This window comes from Acetobacterium sp. K1/6, assembly GCF_034438075.1.
Lineage (GTDB): Bacteria > Bacillota > Clostridia > Eubacteriales > Eubacteriaceae > Acetobacterium > Acetobacterium carbinolicum.
This window is the reverse complement of sequence record NZ_JAXQGA010000001.1, coordinates 19827-41742: the sequence shown is the minus strand read 5'-3', so window position 1 is coordinate 41742 and position 21916 is coordinate 19827. Positions and strand designations below refer to the sequence as shown.

Annotated in this window: 18 protein-coding genes; all 18 read left to right on the top strand. The window is 37.2% G+C overall.

Annotated elements, in window-relative coordinates; all coding sequences use genetic code 11:
* Window positions 1-43 precede the first annotated feature (43 nt).
* The 18 genes from U2P91_RS00180 to U2P91_RS00095 all read left to right on the top strand — a co-directional run bounded on the left by U2P91_RS00180 (window position 44) and on the right by U2P91_RS00095 (window position 21836).
* Window positions 44-1591 (top strand): recombinase family protein, encoded by a 1548-nt coding sequence (locus U2P91_RS00180; protein ID WP_416173375.1) that lies wholly within the window; start codon window positions 44-46, stop codon window positions 1589-1591.
* 1 nt (window position 1592) lies between these two features.
* Window positions 1593-2789 (top strand): recombinase family protein, encoded by a 1197-nt coding sequence (locus U2P91_RS00175; RefSeq protein ID WP_322518670.1) that lies wholly within the window; start codon window positions 1593-1595, stop codon window positions 2787-2789.
* On the top strand, window positions 2722-4218 hold the full coding sequence (locus tag U2P91_RS00170) for a recombinase family protein (RefSeq protein WP_322518669.1): 1497 nt from the start codon (window positions 2722-2724) through the stop codon (window positions 4216-4218). Before U2P91_RS00175 ends, U2P91_RS00170 begins: the two co-directional genes overlap by 68 nt.
* 77 nt (window positions 4219-4295) lie before the next feature.
* Window positions 4296-4490, top strand: a complete 195-nt coding sequence (locus tag U2P91_RS00165) for a helix-turn-helix domain-containing protein (protein WP_303871926.1) — start codon at window positions 4296-4298, stop codon at window positions 4488-4490.
* A gap of 39 nt (window positions 4491-4529) precedes the next feature.
* Window positions 4530-5534: an ATP-binding protein gene (locus U2P91_RS00160; RefSeq protein ID WP_322518668.1), complete on the top strand. Its 1005-nt coding sequence runs from the start codon at window positions 4530-4532 to the stop codon at window positions 5532-5534.
* Window positions 5535-5536: 2 nt separating this feature from the next.
* Window positions 5537-8098 carry a S8 family peptidase gene (locus U2P91_RS00155; RefSeq protein ID WP_322518667.1) on the top strand — a complete coding sequence of 854 codons (2562 nt, stop codon included), beginning with the start codon at window positions 5537-5539 and terminating at the stop codon, window positions 8096-8098.
* Between the two features lie 208 nt (window positions 8099-8306).
* Window positions 8307-8732, top strand: coding sequence for an SMI1/KNR4 family protein (locus U2P91_RS00150; RefSeq protein ID WP_322518666.1), 426 nt, complete (start codon window positions 8307-8309; stop codon window positions 8730-8732).
* A gap of 4 nt (window positions 8733-8736) precedes the next feature.
* Window positions 8737-9663: a teneurin-3 gene (locus U2P91_RS00145; RefSeq protein ID WP_322518665.1), complete on the top strand. Its 927-nt coding sequence runs from the start codon at window positions 8737-8739 to the stop codon at window positions 9661-9663.
* A 347-nt stretch (window positions 9664-10010) separates the two neighbouring features.
* Window positions 10011-11534: a DNA methylase gene (locus tag U2P91_RS00140; protein ID WP_322518664.1), complete on the top strand. Its 1524-nt coding sequence runs from the start codon at window positions 10011-10013 to the stop codon at window positions 11532-11534.
* Window positions 11534-11953, top strand: coding sequence for a hypothetical protein (locus U2P91_RS00135; protein ID WP_322518663.1), 420 nt, complete (start codon window positions 11534-11536; stop codon window positions 11951-11953). Before U2P91_RS00140 ends, U2P91_RS00135 begins: the two co-directional genes overlap by 1 nt.
* Window positions 11954-12440: 487 nt before the next feature.
* Window positions 12441-13451, top strand: a complete 1011-nt coding sequence (locus U2P91_RS00130; protein WP_322518662.1) for an aminomethyltransferase family protein — start codon at window positions 12441-12443, stop codon at window positions 13449-13451.
* A 209-nt stretch (window positions 13452-13660) separates the two neighbouring features.
* Window positions 13661-14071 carry a GlcG/HbpS family heme-binding protein gene (locus U2P91_RS00125; RefSeq protein WP_322518661.1) on the top strand — a complete coding sequence of 137 codons (411 nt, stop codon included), beginning with the start codon at window positions 13661-13663 and terminating at the stop codon, window positions 14069-14071.
* 830 nt (window positions 14072-14901) lie between these two features.
* On the top strand, window positions 14902-16431 hold the full coding sequence (locus tag U2P91_RS00120; RefSeq protein WP_322518660.1) for a PucR family transcriptional regulator: 1530 nt from the start codon (window positions 14902-14904) through the stop codon (window positions 16429-16431).
* 694 nt (window positions 16432-17125) lie between these two features.
* Complete coding sequence (locus tag U2P91_RS00115; RefSeq protein WP_322518659.1) at window positions 17126-17755, top strand: cobalamin B12-binding domain-containing protein; 630 nt, start codon at window positions 17126-17128, stop codon at window positions 17753-17755.
* Between the two features lie 161 nt (window positions 17756-17916).
* Window positions 17917-18792 carry a methylenetetrahydrofolate reductase gene (locus U2P91_RS00110; protein ID WP_322518658.1) on the top strand — a complete coding sequence of 292 codons (876 nt, stop codon included), beginning with the start codon at window positions 17917-17919 and terminating at the stop codon, window positions 18790-18792.
* Between the two features lie 489 nt (window positions 18793-19281).
* Window positions 19282-20127, top strand: coding sequence for a methylenetetrahydrofolate reductase (locus U2P91_RS00105; protein WP_322518657.1), 846 nt, complete (start codon window positions 19282-19284; stop codon window positions 20125-20127).
* 208 nt (window positions 20128-20335) lie between these two features.
* Window positions 20336-21508 carry a hypothetical protein gene (locus tag U2P91_RS00100; protein WP_322518656.1) on the top strand — a complete coding sequence of 391 codons (1173 nt, stop codon included), beginning with the start codon at window positions 20336-20338 and terminating at the stop codon, window positions 21506-21508.
* Window positions 21483-21836, top strand: coding sequence for a methyl-accepting chemotaxis protein (locus U2P91_RS00095; RefSeq protein WP_322518655.1), 354 nt, complete (start codon window positions 21483-21485; stop codon window positions 21834-21836). The genes U2P91_RS00100 and U2P91_RS00095 overlap by 26 nt, the downstream gene beginning before the upstream one ends.
* The last annotated feature ends 80 nt before the right edge of the window (window positions 21837-21916 follow it).

Genomic DNA, 21916 nt, shown 5'->3' with positions numbered 1-21916 from the left:
TGTAAGATCCGTTACGGTTATTCCGGCAACTCCTGAATTATTTATGCAGATCGATGAAAATCCTTCCAGAAAAAAGCGGGTGGCTGCATATGCCAGAGTATCAACTAATTTAGAAGAACAGCAAAGCAGTTTTGAGGCTCAGCTGGATTATTACACGAAGTATATAAAAGGTAAAGAAGAATGGGATTTTGTAGAGGTTTATACGGATGAGGGAATCTCAGCAACGAGTACCAAAAAGCGTGATGGCTTCAACCGCATGATTAAGGATGCGCTGGATGGAAAGATCGATTTAATTGTTACGAAGTCAGTTTCTCGATTTGCCAGAAATACAGTTGATACGCTGACAAATGTTCGATTACTAAAAGAAAAAAACATCGAAATCTACTTTGAGAAAGAAAATATTTACACTCTCGATAGCAAAGGGGAGCTATTAATCGCCATAATGTCAAGTTTGGCTCAAGACGAAAGCCGCTCAATTTCAGAAAATGTGACGTGGGGGAAACGAAAAAGTTTTTCTGACGGAAATATTTCCCTACCTTACAAGAGCTTCTTAGGATATGTAAAAGGGGAGAATGGATTGCCGCAGATAGTTGAAGATGAAGCAATGACAATTCGACTTATTTATAAGCTCTTTCTGGAAGGTCACACGCCATCATCCATTGCCAAACAGTTGATGTCATTAAACATTTTAAGCCCAACGAAAAGACAAAAATGGCCGGTGTCAACGGTGATCAGCATTCTTAAAAACGAAAAATACAAGGGCGATGCAATACTGCAAAAACGCTACACGACGGACTTCTTGACTAAAAAAACAAAAACAAATGAAGGGGAAGTTCCTCAATATTATGTTGAAAACAGTCACCCAGCTATCATTCCACCAGAAACCTTTGGCCTGGTGCAGGAAGAGTTTGCGAGAAGAAAATCAAAAGGCGGATATACAGCTTGTCAAAGTTGTTTCTCCAGCCGGATTATTTGCGGCGATTGTGGTAGTGCCTATGGTAGCAAAGTCTGGCATGCGGGCAGCAAATATCAGCATACTGTCTGGCAGTGTAATAACAAGTTTAAGGAAAAAGACAAATGCAGCACACCGCACTTATATGATGAAACCATTAAAAAAATATTCGTGGAAGTCATGAATCACCTTATTAAAAATAAAGCAGAGATTTTTGAGAATTACCGCCTTATGATTGAGAAGCTAACAGATTGTCAGAATTTAGAGGAAGAACTGAAGAAAGTCAATGAGGAATGCAGCTCCATTGAAATGATGGTTGATGCCTTTGTCAGTGAAAACACCCGGGTAGCGATGGACCAGGAGGAATACCAGCGCCGGTACAACACCTATGCTGAGAGCTATGATAAACTTCGCAATCGCCATATGGCCTTAACCGAAGAAATCAGAAAACGGGAGGCCCAGAAGAATCAGATTCATGACTTTCTGGATATTCTTGAAAAACGCGACCAGCTACTCACAGAGTTTGATGAAACCCTCTGGCGTCGGACTATTTTAGAGATGGTTGTTTTCTCCAAGGATGAAGTCAACTTTCGGTTTAAAGATGGAGCGGAGATAAAATGGCCAATGAAAGGAATATGAGATGGCTGAAAATCGAGAAATCAAAACGATCACTAAAAGAAAGGGGATTTCACATCATCAACTCAAACGGGTCTGTGCCTATATTCGGGTATCAACTGGTCACGATCTGCAACTAAATTCACTGGAGAACCAGGAACAGTATTTTAAGCGTCTAATCACGTCACATCCGGATTATGAGTTTTGTGGGATCTATTCGGATGTCGGGGTATCCGGGGCAAAGAATGATCGCCCTGGTTTTAATGCCATGATGGAGGCAACAAGAAATCAGGAAATTGATCTGATCATTACAAAAACTATTTCAAGGTTTGCCAGAAATACCATGTTTTTGCTTGAAACAATCCGGGAATTAAAACAGTTAAACGTTGGTGTGATTTTTGAAGAAAACCACATAAATACCCTTCATGCTGAAGGGGAGTTAATGCTGACAGTTCTTGGGTCTCTTGCCGAAGCAGAACGAAAATCAGTAAGCCAGAACATCAAATGGTCCATTCAAAAGAACTACCAGGCCGGAAAGACGTTACATAGTCCGGATCGCGTCTTTGGCTACACGACCGATAAGAATCGCAATCCTGTGATAAAGCCCGACGAAGCTGACATTGTCAGATTAATCTTTAAACGCTATCTGTCGGGAATCACTGGTAATCAGATTGCAAAAGATTTTAATGAAGAAAAAGTACCGATTGAATTTAAAAGGGTTTGGACCTCGGAAAGAATCCTTCGGGTTATCTCAAATGAAAAGTATATGGGGGATTGCCTTCTTCAAAAATCGTATGTTGATGAAAAAGGCAGACAGCTGCGAAATAAAGGACAGCAAAATAAATATTATGTGAGCGGTTGTTTTCCGCCAATTATCGATCAGGCGGACTGGTTTAAAGCACAGGAATTAAGAAAAACTCGTTCAAAAAAGACCTACCCATTTTCCGGCCGATTCATTTGCCCATACTGTCACCAGACTTTGATACGTGTCACAGGTTTTAAGAAACAAATCTTTTGGATTTGCAAAACTTATATGCAACAAGGAAAATCGGTTTGTAAGGGCGTTCGGCCAAAGGAAAAGATTCTAAGAGAACTTTTGGAAGAACAAAATTTATTAAATACTGAAATGCAAATAATTGTAGAGGAGCAGTGTCATGGAAAAAACCATCACCCAAAAACCAAGAATGATTTTTCGCTTAGACCCGTCAGCAAAGAGCAATGAAGCAGTTGAGGCTTGTGCAGATGTAGCAGAGAAGAAGCTTCACGTCGCCGCTTATTGTCGGGTTTCCAGCGGAAGCAATGAGCAGGCAACAAGCTATGCTGCCCAGGTTGATTATTATAGTCGACTGCTGCAGGAAAATGAGGATTATATCTTTTCAGGGATTTATGCGGATGAAGGCATCTCTGGTACTAGCCTTAAGAAAAGAGAAGCCTTCAACCAAATGATGGCCGATGCCAGGGAGCACAAGTTCGAGATGATCATCACAAAGTCGGTTTCCCGGTTTGGACGAAATACCCTGGATTGCCTTAACTGCATTCGGGAACTTAGTGAACTGGGGATTGATGTATATTTTGAAAAAGAAAACATCCATACCATCAAAAGCGAGGGGGAGGTGCTACTCACCCTGATTTTAGCGGTTGCTCAAAATGAAAGCCAGACCCAATCGGACAATGTGAAATGGGGGATTCATAAGCAGTATGAGCGGGGCAACATCAAAAGTATTCCCAGTGGAAAGTTTCTGGGTTACGATAAAGATGATGAAGGCAATCTGGTAATAAATCAAGAGCAGGCGGTCATTGTCCGGCGCATTTATGAGGAATTTCTGGACGGCTATGGTGGGTATCAAATCGCAAAACGACTGACAGATGAAAAAGTACCAATGGCTTATGGTGGAAAAGGCTGGTGTCCAAGCCATATTAAAAAAGTATTGATCAATGAGAAATATAAAGGCGACACGCAGTTTCAAAAAACCTACAATACCTGCTGTTTGACCAAGAAACGAGCCAAGAATCAGGGCGAATTACCGAAACCTTATGTTGAAGATACCCATCCAGCGATTATTGAAAAACCAATATGGGACCTGGTCCAGCTTGAATTTATGCGGCAGAAACAATACTGTAAGGATCATCACATCACAAATGGTCGATACCATAATCAGAGTGATCGATTTCCTTTTGCCGGCAGAATTATTTGTGAAACCTGCGGCAGTACTTATATGCAGTTGACCGATAATGAGGGGAAGAAATACTGGCGTTGTAAAACCTTTCAAGGGAAAAAGGGAACGCTGATTGAAGGAAAGATGTATAATCCACCTCCGAGAAAGCTATGGGCCGATCGTTCCAAAAATATCTACTGGCTAAGCGATCAGTCTCCTAGAGAAATGTATTGTACCGATGTTAAAGTAAAAGCCGAATTTATCGAAACACTATTCATAAACGCATGGAACCACCTGGTGGACCATCCGGAAGAAATCAAGCTAAGCGGGGATGCTTTGAAAGATTATCGGGCCGGGGAGCTTAAACGCCTGTTATTGGAGTATGGCAATATTGATGAAATCAAGCCGGAGCTGGTCAAACAGACCTTGGATCACATCTGCGTTGATAAAAATGGGGAAGCGGTTGTGATTTTTTTATGTTGGGTAAGGATTTGAACTAATATTATATTTTATTATATTTACATATAACATCTGCTATAGTATTATAACATATGTTATATGGAGGTGCTGATATGGAATTTTCTGAGGTCGTAAGAAAAGTTAGAGAAATTCTTGATTTGAGTCAATCTGAATTAGCTGACGCCCTATGCGTTAGTTATGCAACCGTTAATAGATGGGAAAACAAAAGGGCAATTCCGAGTAAACTTGCACAAAAAGCTTTTTATGAATTTTGCGAAAATAGCTTTATTGACATCAACAATATTTAAAGAAATTATTTTTTAAAGTGGATAAACGGGGGTAAAAACATGGCTAGAGCAGATTTGCTTTGTGATTTAATCAAATATGGATTGACGAATGACACTATGAATTTTAAAAGAGCTGCAGAGGCTATTTGTGCAGAAGAATATTCTAAACAGCACAAAGTATTAGGTAAAAAAATAGAAGACTTATTAAAAACAACGAAACCTGGAATAAAAGAAGTGAATGGGCCAGTAATTATTAACAATGGTACAAATGAACAAAATTTAATTTGGGAAAAATATCCACAAAAAAGAATTTCTGAACTTCTATTGCCGAAAAATGTTTTAGAGAGTTGTAACGAAATAATTGAAGAACAGATGCGTGTGGATATTTTAAGATCATATGGTATAGAGCCAAGAAATAAAATTCTACTAGTTGGTCCTCCTGGCAATGGTAAAACATCTTTAGCTGAAGCTATTGCAGAATCATTATCTGTTCCATTATTAACGGTGAGATATGAGAGTATTATTGGTTCATACCTAGGAGAAACAGCGACTAAGCTATCAAAATTGATTGAATACGCAAAATCCAGACAATGTGTTTTATTCTTTGATGAATTTGAGACTCTAGGTAAAGAGCGAGGGGATATGCATGAAACTGGTGAAATAAAAAGAGTCGTTAGTTCGCTATTGTTGCATATTGATTCTTTACCTAGTTATGTTGTAGTAATTGGTGCGACTAATCATGAAGGACTATTAGACAAAGCTGCATGGAGAAGATTTCAAGTAAAGCTATTTTTACCAAAACCGGAACAAAACGATTTAGAAAAATGGTATACTATGTTTGAAAAGAAAAAAAATTTCAAGTTTGGAATATCTCCTCTAAATTTGGCTAAAAGATCACTAGGTTTAAGTTTTGCGGAATGTGAGGAGTTAGGACTTTCCATATATAGACAATATATTCTAAATTTACCAAATGCAAATAACAAAAAAATAACTGAAAAAGAATTAGAACTTTGGGATACTCAAATTAAAAAACCTGAAATAAGTAACTTGGAAGTGAGTGAATAATTATGAGCGAAAGACCATTACTATTATTTCCAGAACCACAGATAGCAGATAAAACCAAGGGCCATCCATTTCCACCAGGAAAAATATTTAAACCAACTGCTCAAAGACAGTATAAAAGACTTGAACCGGTTTTTACTGAGCTTAAAAAAGCGTTTGACTCTAAAAGCATTAATTTACAAAAATCAACTATTGGAATTAATCCAGAATACGCGTTAGTTTTTGAGGTGATCGGAAGTGTAGATAATTTTTACAAAGCTGTAAAAAAAGTCGATGGTCTTGAATGGATGTTTGATCACGTAACTAATGATATTGAGCCAGATGAAGATTTCTATAAAAAAAATGATTTAGGTGAAAAAGATGACCATTGCTTAAACGGCAGAGTGTATTGTGTTATGACCAATCAAGTAGCAATGAAACAGTTGATCTCGATGTGGAAAAAATTCAGTGCCGGTGAAGAAAATGTTTTTCCACGTGGCACCACACCTTTAAGAGATGTATTTCAATTACTGAAAACGATTAGAGTATGGGGCGCACAAGATCGAATTTATGAAACAAATGCACTTGAGTACTGGAAAGAAAATCTAGAATTTGATGGGGAAAAGCCAGTTCCATTTGAAGTGGAACTTTTTTGTCGTAACGAAGAAAGAAAACGAGATTTAGCTGTTGAAGAAGTTAAAAATGCAATTACTTCAATGGGTGGGAAAATTTTACAAATATGTTATATTGAAGACATACTTTACCATTCTTTGCTTGTTAATTTGCCTAAGAAGGAAATTGAGCACCTTGTTAAAAATTATGAAAATATTTCCCTTGTTAATATTGATGGTATAATGTTTTTTAGACCCACATGCCAATCTTTTTTTCATAATGAAGATTCCAATAATTTATATGAATGCGAAAAGGAAATAAAGGAAACTAATAACTCGTTAGATCCAATTATCGCGATTTTTGATGGAATGCCAATGCAAAATCATGGACTATTAAAAGGGAGACTTGTTATTGACGATCCTGACGAATATGAAACTCAATATCAAGTTAAAGATAGGAAACACGGGACATCGATGGCCTCTTACGTAATACACGGAGATTTAAATAATAATTGTCCATCTCTGCATAGACAAATATACTTTAGACCTATCCTAAAACCATATGAACAACTTGATGGATCAATAGAAATGGTTCCTGATGATGTCTTGATAGTAGATTTAATTCATCGTTCAGTAAAAAGGATGATTGATGGCGATGGCAACGAAAGTGGTGTAGCGCCAACAGTTAGAATTGTTAATTTTTCTATAGGTGATTCTTGCAGGCAGTTCGCAACAACAATGAGCCCTCTCTCGAGACTACTTGATTGGCTAAGTTATAAATATGGTATTCTATTCATAATCAGTGCTGGAAATCAAAGCCGTTTTGAAGATGTCTTCACGGAGACCTTCACTAATTTTAAAGCCTTAACTATTGAAGAACGAACAAATAAGGTATTTGAGACTTTATCTGATAACAAAGGTTATTTAAAGGTTCTTTCACCAGCAGAATCGATTAATAATTTAACGATAGGTGCAACGTATTCAGATTTCTGTGACCTTGATGAAAACCAAAGACAAGCATTTGCTGTTCAAAAAGGGTTTCCGAGTCCAATATCAGGATTTGGATTTGGATATAATAATATAATTACACCTGATCTTTTTTTCTGTGGTGGTAGAAAATTTTTAAGAGAAGATATCGTGAAACAAAAAACTAAATGGGTTAAAAATGTAAATGAACCTGGATGTAAATCAGCAGCTCCTTATTTAGATGGAACGTCTGATGGTTGTAGCTTCACTTTTGGAACGAGCGATGCAACAGCTCAACTCACACATGAAGCTGGTATTTGTTATGAAGTTTTATATGACATTTTTGTTAACGAAAATGATATAGCAATGCCTCCTAGTCATATAGCAACGCTAATTAAAGGGATGTTGACGCATGGTGCATCTTGGGATAATGTCGGAGAAAAACTATCATGCTGTGTTTCCGAATCACAAAAAAAGCTTAGTAGATGGCTAGGAAATGGAATACCAAATATTCAAAAAGTTCAAGAAGGCGCTAAAAACAGAGTAACTCTGATTGGCTTAGGGGAATTATGTCCTGATGAAGCACATGTTTTTAGATTGCCGTTACCTTTTAATTTTTCAAAATCGAAAATAAGTCGAAAATTAACAGTTACATTATCATATTTAGCACCAACAAATCCTTCGAAACAAAAATATAGGTCTACACAACTTTGGTTTGAAATTGAAGACTTAGAAAAATTGAAATTAGAGCGTTGTAACAGTGATTGGCAAAATGTAAGAAAAGGAACTCTTCAGCATGAAATATTCTTTGGTGAAAGTGCAGTTGTTTGGGATGAAAACAATGTTTTATTAATAAAGATAAACTGTAAAGATGATGCTGAAAAGTTAAAAGAAAAAGTAAATTACAGTTTATTTGTTACTTTTGAAACAGCTGAGGCTATTGGCTTAGAAGTGTATGAAAAAATTGCTAATAAAATTAAAGCTGCTGTTAAAGTACAGAATAAAGTATAATAAAAAGCCAGTTTTCTTTCATATTAATAGTTTTTATAAAGTTCGATCTGTTTAGTAGTGATCTAGAGGGGCATTAATATATGGGTTACCTGTCTTGAACAGGAGATTGCAACTAACCATCAATTAATGGGATCATACAGCGTAAAAGATATTCCTACTCGTTTAATAAAATCATGAAAGAAATTATTCTGTGTGGAAGGTGAATTATATGATTTCAGATGAATTAAAGAAAATAGTTGATAAATTAAATGATCAAGGGAAGATGGCATTCCTCCCAGAAACAACAGACGATAAAATATCGGGCTTTGAAAATAAAAATAACATTACGCTGCCACTTCAGTATAAAAAGTGGTTGCGCTTTTCGGATGGTGGAGAATTCTTCTTACCTGCCGGAATTCAGTTATACGGGGTAGATCATATGCCAATAATTGATATTGATGATAGCGACAGACCCAGTGATAATTACATTGTAATTGGTGCCTTAGCATCTGGTGATCCTATTCTTTTTGAAAAAGAAACCGAAAAAATTGCTATCTACAATCACAAGGCTGGTAGAATAGAAGATGACGAAGTATACTCTGACTTTTTTTCTTTCCTGATGGATTTATATGATTTATTAGGTATAGGAGGCTGATTCTATGTCTAGAAGAACCTCCGAAGCCAATAAAGCTATTTGTAAAGCATGGAATGATGAGCAACAATTAGTCCAAGAAGGAAAAGGTACTAGAGACTGGACTCCTGAACAACAGAAGGATATCCTTGAAAAAGGAAAAGCCTATGATGAAAAAGGAAAAGCTTTCGAAGGCCATCATATGCTAAATGTTGAGAGATTTCCTGAACACCAAGGCAATCCTCAGAATGTAGAGTTTTTATCAAGGTCGGAGCACTTACAAGCGCATGATGGAAATTATCAAAACCCTACTTGTGGATATTTTGATTATATCACCGGGGAAACAGAATTCTTTGAAAATGGCAATTTAGAGCCATGTGTTGTAATTGAATTGAGTAATCCAATTACCAATATTAGTGATTTACCGTTAGGAACAGTCTCTAATAAGAAAGTTGTTTCTGATGAAGAAAAAGTTATAGATGATAAAACCAAAGACAATTCAGAGATAGACGATAAAACTGATAATAAAATAATATTTATAAATAGTGCAGAGCCAATTACTCCTAAAAGCAAAGTAGAATTAAAGAAAAAGTCAAGTTTTGGAGATAAAATTCTGCGGGCGACAGTGACCATTTCAAAGTTTTCAGAACAACACCCAGTTGCCACAAAAATAATAATGGTTGGTGTTCCGATAGTTATTGGAGTAGCTTCCGACGTTGCATCAAAAAAAGTGAGCAGTAATAGTAAAAAAAATCAACTAAAAGTGCCGACAAAACAGAAGCCAGTTATTAGTTCACAAAGTAATACATTAGAAAAAGCAAGTGAATTTGTTGCACAAGTTGAAAATGTATGTGAACGAAAATCTCCACTTGCCCACATGGTTGGTTCTCATGAACAGCGATACCATGGTGTAATGAAAAAAAAGGCAGCATACTCACGAGGTGGCAAAGAATAAGAGCATTATACTTTGTAATATTTGATCAAGACTGTCACAAATGGTTCCTGGACCAGTTTCCAAATACAGATAGGCATATATGACTTGCTTTATGTCGTGTCGAGCAAAGATTACCTCATTTCTAAGATCCAATTCTTAACCTCTTCAAAAAATTAGAAGTCAAGTCTATCGATACTTTTTTAAATTCAGCTCTTTTTTGTTGTACCATTGGTAGAAAAAACAGAGTTGCTTCTGTGGGGATGTCATCAAGAAGATGACCAATTGTATCCCTCATGACAGTATAATTTAGAAGCAGCATGTGGTATAATATGTAACCTAAAAAAGTAAAAAAAAAAGGGGCTGTGAGTGTGAAAAACAGAATATATATTGCCATAGATCTGAAAAGTTTTTACGCTTCGGTGGAGTGTATCGAACGTCAGCTCGATCCACTGACCACAAACTTGGTGGTGGCTGACGCTGCTCGAACAGAAAAAACCATTTGCCTTGCGGTGTCGCCGCCCCTGAAAACCCACGGTATTTCCGGTAGAGCAAGGTTGTTTGAGGTGGTGCAGAAGGTGAAAGAAGCCAATGCTCAGCGACAGCAAAAGGCACCAAATCGCATTTTTACCGGTTCCTCTTATGATGATGCTCAACTTAAATCATCACCGGAACTGGAACTGGATTACATCGTAGCCCCGCCTCGCATGGAGCTGTATGTTGATTATAGCACACGTATTTACAATGTATATCTCAAATATATCGCTCCTGAAGATATTCATGTGTATTCCATCGATGAGGTTTTCATGGATGTGACAAATTATCTGAATACCTACAAGCTGACTGCTCGTGAACTGACCATGAAAATCATTCGGGATGTACTGAAAACCACGGGCATCACAGCTGCAGCGGGCATCGGTACAAATTTGTATCTCGCCAAGATTGCTATGGACATCGGAGCCAAGCATGTCAAACCGGATAAAAACGGTGTACGTATTGCAGAGCTTACCGAGATGAGTTATCGTCAATCCCTATGGGGTCATCGACCGCTTACCGATTTCTGGCGAGTAGGCAAGGCTACCGCCAAAAAGCTCGAGGCTCACGGCCTTTTAACGATGGGCGATGTGGCCAGGTGTTCCCTCGGGAAAATAGGTGATTTCTATAATGAGTCCCTGCTCTACAAGCTGTTTGGCGTAAATGCGGAGCTGCTCATCGATCATGCTTGGGGCTGGGAACCATGCACCATTGCAGATGTTAAAGCCTATAAGCCAACCACCAACAGTATTAGCTCCGGCCAGGTCTTACAGTACCCTTATCCCGTCGATAAAGCCAGACTCATCGTACGGGAAATGGCCGATCTACTGGCCTTGAATTTGGTCGACAAACAAATGGTAACGGATCAGTTGGTACTAACAGTTGGTTATGACATCCGAAATTTGCAGGACCCAGAGCTCCGGCAATCTTATAAGGGTGAAGTCACCACAGACCACTATGGCCGGCAGTTGCCTAAACATGCCCACGGCACCGAGAATTTTGGCAGGCATACGGCCTCGTCCAAGTGCATAATTGATGCGGTTACAATGCTCTTCGACCGCATTATAGATAAGCGACTGCTGGTGCGCCGAGTGAATATAACCGCAAACCATGTCATCCCCGAAGCATCAGCGCCCAAAGCTGCTTCATATGAACAACTCGACCTTTTTACCGATTATGCTGCCTTGGAAAAGCAGCAGGCAGCGGAAGAAGCAGAGCTTGAAAGAGAGAAAGAGATGCAAAAATCCATCCTGGTCATTAAGAAAAAATTTGGCAAGAACGCAATCCTCAAGGGTATGAATCTGCAAGAAGGGGCCACCACCAGGGATCGTAATGATCAGATCGGAGGACATAAAGCATAATGGGTTCATATGATGACATTATCCACTTGCCTCATCACGTTTCATCTTCCCGCACCCCTATGCCAATTACCGATCGAGCGGCGCAGTTTTCGCCCTTTGCAGCGCTTACCAAACATGGGGAAGCTATCGTGGAAACAGCTCGGCTCACAGGGGAGCGAAAAGATCTGACAGAGGATGCCAAAGCAGATATCGAACTGCGGTTGAATCTGCTGGCCAAGCAGATTGCCAGCCAACCCCAAGTCTCCATCACATACTTCCAGCCGGACGAGATAAAAGACGGTGGCAGCTATATCACCGTCGCTGGTATAGTCATAAAGATTGATGTTTATGATCATATAGTTGTGATGCTGGACAAAACCAAAATTCCTATAGAGAATATCTTTGAAATAAATGGGGAATTGTTTGCGGGGCTGGACTGAGTTATATACGTTGCAGATCTGGCTGATTCCAGTAACTTATAGAAATGAATCACGACCACACTGATTGAGATTTTAGCCAAACCCGATTACAAATCATTAATACCGCTAAAGCAAAAATAACCACTGAAATATTAATTTGTAAAGATATCATCTGCGGAACATGCGGCAGTACTTTTGTGCAGCTGACTGATAAATGCTCATTAGTGTGTAAAGAAAAATAGAAAAATAGATATAGATAATCTAACTATTCACAGCGTATCATCTATATAATTTGACAGCTGTTGCGTCGCTTGGCGCAATTTTTTTATGAATAAACACATTGCACAATAATTTAAGAAAATTATATACAGTGTGAAAATTGTAAAAATTGAATTATTTGTGTAATATATTGATTAAGTACTTGACTTCACATTCCCGGGAATAATAAAAGAAAGTTTTGTCAAATGTTACTTTAATCTAAAAGTAATATGAGTGATAAGGAGAAAATATGAGAAAAAACGAAGCTGGAATTAGAAAAGAGCATGAAACAATTAGAAATGCAGTGGGATACTACGATTTCACGCATCAGCTACTAGAAGTAACGGGAAAAGATGCTAAAGCATTTCTAGACTATATTTTTGTAAGTTCTATTGCGAAAGCAAAAGTGGGCGAAGCGAAATATACAACAATGCTTAATGAAGACGGTGTCATCATTGATGATGTCATTGTATTCCGTATTGATGACGAATTATATTGGGTTTCGACGCTATATATTAGCGATATGATCAGATGGTTTGACGCGCATAAAGAAAAAATGGATGTCAGTTATAAGGATATCACACCTGTTACTACCATGTACGCAGTGCAGGGGCCGAAATCAGGTGCAGTACTGAACGATTTTCTCAAAGAAAAAATTGATGATATGAAACTTTTTACGATTAAAGATAATATGATTGATAATGTGCCAGTCAAAATCGCACGTAGCGGATATACCGGTGAACTGGGTTATGAAATCTACTGCAAACCTGATGACAAGGCATTGGTCGAATCAAAGCTTGAAGATTATGGCTTCAAGCACGGTATTTCAATAATTGCAACTGATGTTATCATCACAAGTTTGCCGAGAGAAAAAGGATATGTTCTTATGAGCGATCTTGCAGGAACAAATCCTTTGGAAGTTGGTTTTGATTGGACAGTATCCTGGGATAAAAAGTTTCTAGGGAAAGCTGCTTTGGAAATTGTTAAAACACACGGACCGAAACATGCTTTGCTTGGTTTTACAGTTGACGATGATGCTGCTGTTATCGAACCCAAAGAACAGGTTATGATTAACGGCGAAGTTGTTGGTAATGTCACTACATTTACATATGGATATACCATTGAAAAGAATATTGGGTTTGCTTTGATTGAAAATGCAAAAGCAAAAGTAGGAGATCGAGTCACTATTGGTAAATATACGGCAATTCTTACTGATCGTATCTTCTATGATGTTGATAATGCAAGAGTTAGAAACAAATAATTAAGCTGATTGCATTTTTATAATATCAATAATTCAATGGGAACCCCCTGTGCTTGGATAGTTGTTAGGTGATCATTTTTGCTATTTAAATGCAATAGTCGAATTATCGGTGAAATTGGAGACAATAGAAGAAGTGTTGACGAAGTTATGTTTATAACCAAAAGTGTTTTAGATGTTTAATAAAATAATATTTAAATTTGGAGGATACGATGACTACAACAGGAAAATTATTGGATAAGGCAAAGAAAATGGCAGATGCGGCAGCAGTAAAAGCGATCGAAATCAATGTCCCGATGGTCATAGCGGTTTGTGATAATGCAGGAAAACAGGTTCTTTTAAACCGCATGGAAGACTCACTGTTGGCCAGCATTGATATTGCAACGAATAAAGCCTATACATCCGTTGCTCTAAAAATGAGTACCGATGCAGCTGCTGACCTCTGCAAGGAATCAGGCTCACTATTTGGCTTAGCTACTTGTGACAAAGGTCGGATGGTTGTTTTCGGTGGCGGTTTTCCAATCAAATGCGATGGTCAGATTATCGGCGGCATCGGCGTTAGTGGTGGAACAGTTGAAGAAGATATGATAGTTGCTAATGCAGGACTGGCCGCAATCGAATAAAAAAAGACATAAATTAAAGAACTTGATTCAGGAGATGCCATATATGAATGTGGAAAAGAGAGGCAAAGGCTTCTAGAGTGGCAACACCATTGGGTAGCGGTACATCAGAAACTTGATGCAGCGAAAATAAATTTCTGAATGCACAGGAAACCACTCGAATGAAATCAGGCAGAGCTGGCTGAATACTGCCGGGAAAAATGTCTTTATATTGAAAACAGATTGAAGCCTGAAGGGATGCATGCGTCAATGCCAATAGGCAGTGTTACAAAGGAATCTCAAAGACTAAAAAAGGATCTGAATAAAACCCTAAGGCAGGGCAGCTCAATCGTTAACTAAAAAGAAAGTTAGCAGCTCTGGTAAAAACGACAGCATTACTTACGCTCTGAAAAAGGGCCCAAGCGGTCTGAGGGAATCCGAGGACAAATGATCTCAGCCTCAGACCGCAAGCTGTCTGTTGAATTAATTGAAGAAGTCACGGAGCATGGCGCACGACAATTTCTGGCCTGAGATGAACTTCAGATCAGTGAACATACATTTCAGTGATGGAAAAATCCGTCAACACCCCTTGGAGATCAGCGCTCTTTAGCCATTCTTCCGGCGCCTTCCTATAAACTGTCCCCCGAAGAACGGAATGAGATTATTGGACTCGTGACTTCAGAAAAATATCAGAGGCAGCCACCGTCAGATCGTTCCCAGGCTGGTAGATGAGGAACATCGCTATATCGCATATGAATCGTCCTTGTAACAAGTTGGAAAGTATACTTTAACTTAAGCTGTAGATGTTATATAATTAAAATTATTACTAATAAGCATTGATTGGAGTGAGGTTGGTGTTTCTTAATCCTGATATTTTATATGATAATTTATCCGAATCCTTTCAGAATGTTCAATTCTATGGACTTAATAGTCAAAAACTTAAGTTGAAAAGACCATTGTTATATAAGTTTGGAATGGAATTTGAACCTGATAGACTTTATGTGGCAAAGGCGGATGATCTCTCAGATCACCCTAATTTTACTAAGTCGGTAGTATTAGTTTGTATCGGAACTCCGGAACATAAAATTTATTATTCTGCTAGTATTACTCTTATATGTATGGATTCTAAATATGACATTGGTTTTGTGATGAATTTCCTGCAATGCTTATTTGATAGATATGAAGAATGGAATAATAGCTTAAGGCAGATAGTCGATAAAAAAAAGGATTTGTTTGAGTTGATTGATAAGGTTGTAGAGGTTTTCAATAATCCTATGAGCCTTATTGATATTGATTTGAAATTCATTGCGTACTCCAAAGACTATAAAGATTTTGCCGCTCAATTTCCAGAATTACACTGTCAAGACGATGGTCAAATGAAAGTTTCATACGAAATATTTCTAGAATGTAAAGATAGAATCGACCATAATCGAAAAAAGAAGAGGGTTTTTCATAGTTCATGCAGTAAAATAAACAAAGATGCCATATGTGTAAACGTTTACGATAATGATCGATATGTATGCGGTTGTTATTTAGTGGAGTCAAATAGAAAATTCCGCCCTTCAGATGAAGCACTTTTGGAGTATGCAAGTTCGTATATTACAAAATGTGTAAATGAGTATGTCTATATACAAAGTAGCCGGACTGATTGGTTGAAGGCTTATTTTATTATGAACTTAAATGGTGAGAACATTGATTCTGGATTTTTACGGAATGAAGAGTATCTCAGTATAAAAGAGGATTATATATGTGTGAAGTGCAAATTAGTGGATGCTTCTAAAATGTTATTTGGCAAGTATTTGTGTGAGCATTTAGAGACAGTAATTCCAAATTCCGTTGTATTTGTGCATGATGATGTGCTTGTAATTTTTATATATTCTAACTTTATCGATGAAAATAGCAACTTCTTGATCAATTTAGAATATCAATTAAAAAATTTGGGTTACAAGGCTGGAATCAGTAATAGTTTCTGTAATATTAAAAATGCGTCCACGTACTTTAAACAAGCTTGTACCGCAATTGATATTGGTAGTAAATTTAATCCTGATATGACGCTGTTTAAGTTTGAAGATTACGTTTTAAATTATGTAGCTTTACAAGCTTGTAAAGAGTTTCCACCAGATACCCTATGTGCAAAAGGTGTACTAAGACTTTTAGAGTATGATCAAGAAAACGCTACTTCTTATTTTAAGGAATTGAGAACATATTTAGATTGTCAAATGAATGCAGTTAAATCTTCACAGGAATTGTTTATTCACCGGGGTACTTTTATCAAGCATATGGAAAAAATCAACGAGATAATAAAAATGGATCTTAGTGATGTCAATGATCTTTTATATGTTTTACTATCATATAAAATTATAGAGTGTCAGGGTATTAATTAATGTAATGTTTGTATGTTGATTTGCGCCGCTAGGCGCTTTTTTTATGAATAAACACATTGCACATTAATTTTAGAAAATTATATACAGCATGAAAATTGAAAAACTTGAATTACTTGTGTAATATATTGATTAGATACTTGACTTCTCATTCCTGGGAAGAATAAAAGAAATTTTTGCCTAATCTTACTTTAGTCTAATGAAAAAGTGGAGGTTGGTAATCTGATTGCTGATTAGACGGAGAAAAGTCTGACAGAAATATCACTGTGGAAACAAATAACCTCTTTTAGAGACAAGATGATAATATCTACCTTTAGGTTGATCGAGTAGGGCTGGCTAATATAGGGCTAATATCAAACCACCGCTTGAAGTGGTGGTTTGTGACTTTCCTGACTCCAAATCAGAGGCACTCTGGAAAGAATAAAAAGATTTTTTCATCTGTACAGCTGTTTATGAGGAAACACGCCAAAAGAGTCCTAACCGCTGGGCTAAAAATATTCGCAACTGGTCACTGAAAGAAGAGCATTGACTAAATGTAAAAAAAGATGAAGAATGTACAATCGATAAATTCGTTGGGGAATTAAACAAAACAAAAAACGACAAATATCTTGACAAGCACCGAAGGAAAGAATTTATTAATAAAATACGGATACAGAAAACTGTAAGAGGTAAAAAAATTATACGAGGAGCAAACGAAGTGTTAAATTTCAAAGTATTAAAACAGGCAATGGGAGAATTGGAAGAAAATCAGGTTATGTACCTGCTAAAGGAATTTGTAGCAACAAGTCCATCGGAAACAGAAGCACTGGAAGCGATAGCTGCCTGTCAGGCTGGAATATCTAACGTTAGGGATCGTTTTGAATCAGGTAATTATTTTTTAGGGGATCTAATTTTTGCGAGTAAGCTTTTAACAGAAGCAATTAATATATTAAAACCTATACTTGGAAGTGACGAAGAAACAGCAGCCGGTACCATTGTTCTTGGAACTGTACATGGTGATTTGCATGATCTTGGCAAAACCATTTTCAAAAGCATGTCGGAAGCAGCGGGTTTTAAGGTGATTGATCTTGGAATCGATATAGAAGTTGCTGATTTTGTAGCCAAATCAAAAGAACTCAATCCGCAGGTTATTGGAATGAGCGGCGTACTGACACGGGCAATTGACGTCATGAAGGAAACAACTGAAGCATTAAAGGTAGAAGGGATTACATCAAACATTATTATTGGAGGCAATCCGCTTACAAAAGAAGTTTGTGAGTTTGTAGGTGCCGATGCATTTACGATCAATGCTGCGGAAGGAGTAAAAATCTATCAGGGATGGATATAAGATTTTGGAAATCAAATGTCTGAATGACAATTGAATAAATTAAACAGGAGATTTTTTATTATAATTGTAGAGAAAATTAGCTGAACAATACCAGTATCGGCATTTCGCAAATGCCTAACTGACAGAATAAAAAAGGAGAGGTATGATGTTTGAGATCGTACATGAAAAATATGAAAGTAACAGATTGTTTTAAAGAAAAAATGACCCTATCCTTCGAGGTGTTTCCGTTAAAACCGGAGCAGGACATAGCTGAAATGAAGAGCCTGCTTGATGCTTTGTACCGTTACTCGCCGGATTTTATTAATTGTACTTATGGCGCAGGTGGTTCAGCGCCGGGTAGAAGCAAGGAAACCGTCGAGATTATTGCAAAAGACAAGGCTACCATTCCAGTAACCCATTACAACTGTATTAATCACTCAAAAGCTGAAATAAAAAAAGATTTGCAGGATTTTGAAAACATGGGTGTCAAAGATGTGTTGGCTTTACGTGGTGATTTTCCTAAAGAGCAGACTTCAACCGGAGGGGTATTTAATTATGCTTCGGAATTAGTTGCGTATATAAAAAAAGAATTTACAGAGTTTTCAATTGCCATTAGCGGGAATCCGGAAGGCCATATCGATTGCTCAAATGGTGCACTTGATGTTACCCGGCTTAAAATCAAACAGGACTTGGGAGCCGATTATATTATGGCTCAGGCCTGTCATGATGTTGATATTTTTAAAAAGTGGCTCGAGCAGATTCGTAAGGCTGGTATTACGATCCCTGTTGTAGCCGGAGTGTTGCCAATCCTTTCTAAAAATACGACGGTCTTTGCTTCCTATATCAATGGTATTGCCATTCCCACCGAGCTATCAAAAATAATCGGGTTATATGGAAACAATCCGGAAGAATTTAAAAAGGCGGGGATGGAGTATTCAAAAAAACAGATCAGCCGATTTATGAATGCCGGAATGGAGGGGCTTCATCTTTATACAATGAACAAAGCCCAGGAAACCAATGAAATATTATTAGATGTTGGTTTTTTAAACAAGATCTAATACAAGAAACAACCAATTTTGATGAAAAAAGCTTCAAGAATGACTGTTTTTATGAGGAAATTGAGAGTAAAAAAACTAGTAGTATCATGATTACCATCTGAATTCTGGCTTGGGTATAATGTTCTTGGAAATGTTGTGATATTTTTCTGAAATAATTAGGGAAAGTGATAAACATGGCTTCTACAGCAAGCTTTCTATGGAACATCTTTTGGATGTATAGCTAAATATGTTGCTTCAAAAGCGGTGTTATTGGAATTTCTCAGTCATTGTTACGAAAACTGAAGCCACACGGAAAAAATAATCAACTGTGTAGTTCCGGGTGGAATGCTGACACCATGTGCAATGGTAATGCAGACTCCCCCAGCAATTGAAGAATTAAGAAATACCAGCCCAACTGCACCGATTTCAGATCCGGATGAAGTTGCTCGTGTAGTATTCATGTTAGGGAATGAAATAGGTGATTATAAACTGGAGTTGAAATGAGCATTATTGAAAGAGGTTAAAAAAATAGTGGAAGTATCATTTGAAATTAGTCCTATGCAAAATCAGCAAAAAGTGCTGAACCAAAAGAAAATGCTTACTAATCTTTATGAATTAGTGCCTGATTACATAAGTTGCAATATCAACGGCATAAAAGATGCTAATTTTAAGCGTAATTTTGAATTGTGTAAAACTATTAAGATGGATAATCGAACTGTGTCAATGACGAACTTTTCAATTGGTGGTAAGAACAAAACAGAATTAATTGATCGATTAAATGCATATCTTTCGATTGGGATCGAGCATTATTTTGTGATAAGGGGTGATTTCCAATATCATCAACTAAGAAATGATTTATTTCCACAATTATTTAGTTTTATTGAGACTATCAAAACAAAAAAAGCAACTGCAAGAGTAGCGATTGCAGGATATCCGGAAACTCATCTTTATGCATCTTCTCAAGAGTCAGATATTAGTCAGCTAAAACTTAAGCAGGATTTTGGAGCTGATAAGATCATTACTCAGATTTGTTTTGATCCATCAGCGATCGCAAAATGGTTGGTTTATTGTGAGAAGAAAGGGATGCATTTACCGGTTGATATTGGTATTCTACCTGTAATTAATAAAAAGAGTGTTCTTCAAGTTTGTCTTTTAAATGGAATTTCAATCCCTCAGGAATTATCAAAAATTATTGGTCGTTACGGAGATGATTCACAAGAATTTAAAAAGGCAGGTATAGAGTATACCATTAAACAGATTGAAAGTTTAAAAAATCTTGGAATAAAGAGTTTTCATTTTTTCTGTGGAAATAACACCAAAACAATCTCAGAAATAGTTAATGCAACGGGATTGTGAACAAATTTTAGGTATCTTTATGGGAAAAAAGCAAGGTGAGTTTTTAAATTATAAGCAGTATGTAAATTAGTTGCTTCATTGTATTGTCAGTAATTATTCATAAATAATCTGCTGGAACAAATCCTGACAAACAATTATGACAACTGCTTCATAAAAAACGATAATAATATGGAAATGTTTGTTGTAGTGGAATTAAGCCGAAAAATTGTTGAAAACAGAAAAAACAGTTGCGTTTGCAGAGCTTTTAGCAGCGGGTGTTTTATCAGCCGAGCTAGAGAACGGATTGGAAAGTGATCTGCTGACAGATAATTTAAAAAAATTACAGAATGAGTTAAGAGGTGTTAGGGGAGAGCGAAATGCGGTATATTCTACTATTGTAACAGGTGAACATGATTTTAGAGGCAATCAGAATAATTTGAAGGGCAGTTTCAGCGAATTTATTGAAAAAGAAAATACTATTCTGGATTCAATCGTGATGCCGTATAAAATGAATGTGAATCATTTTAATGTGATTGCCAATGGTCAAATACTGGAAAAGAGTTTGGATGAAGTGTCGAAGGATTATAAGACAATGCAGGAAGACCTGAATGCATGTATCGATGGGTTGGAAGGGCTGCAGGAAGGGAAGAGGGTTTTAGGTTTAATGGCTTTAAACGATTTTTCACAAAAGATGGAAATTGAATCCAAAGGTATCTATAAAGACACTGCTGATACTATTAATGTCCTTTATAATGCTTTTAATTTTATAGTTGATACGATAAATCTGGTTGTTGATGGTGATATAAATAATCTGGTATATCTTTATGAGGCAGGAAAACAAAGTGAGAATGATCAGCTTGTCCCGAGCCTGATTACTTTAATGGAAAATATTTCAAATCTTGTCAAGGAAACTGAAAATCTGACCCACTCAGCGATGAGTGGAAATTTGGATATTCGTGGACAGGTTGATCAGTATCAGAGAGAATATGAAAAAATTATGGCTGGTTTCAATTCAACTCTAAATGCTATTACGAAACCGATAAAAGAAGCTTCTGCGGTATTAACGGATCTAGCTAATGGAAATCTCAGTGTTCAGATGACAGGAAACTATCAGGGACAAAATGACAGAATTAATCGGGATATGAATAGTCTTGTCTTTATACTCAATCAGTATATTAATGAAATCACCAGGTCTCTGGAAGAAATAAGCAAGGGGAACCTGGATTTTGTAATTACCTCTGATTATCTTGGAGATTTTCAGTCAATCAAGATATCGATCAATAAAATATTTGATTCATTAAATGTAATGATGTCAGAAATTGATTTATCAGCCGGGCAGGTTAAGATTGGGGCTACACAAATTTCACAAGGTAGGTATGTCCTTATCAATCGGCGCAAATGAGCAGAACGATGCGATCCAGGAGCTGTCAACATATATGAATGAAATCGCTGCTGAAACTGATCGCAATGCTCTGGATGCTAAAGAGGCAAGTAATCTGGCAAATAAAGCCAGAAAGAACGCCGAAGAGAGCAATCAGCAAATAAGTGCCATGATTGACACTATGTCAGAAGTTGATGAATCGTCAAGCAATATTTCGAAAATTATCAAAGTTATATATGAGATCGCGTTTCAAACAAATATACTGGCCTTGAATGCCGATGTTGAAGCAGCACGTGCCGGAGAGCTTGGTAAGGGTTTTGCGGTAGCTGCCGAAGGGTCAGGGTATTAGCGTCTAAAAGTGCTCAAGCTGCAAGGGAAACCACAGCACTTATCGAAGGATATGTAGAAAAAACTAATGGTTGGTAATCT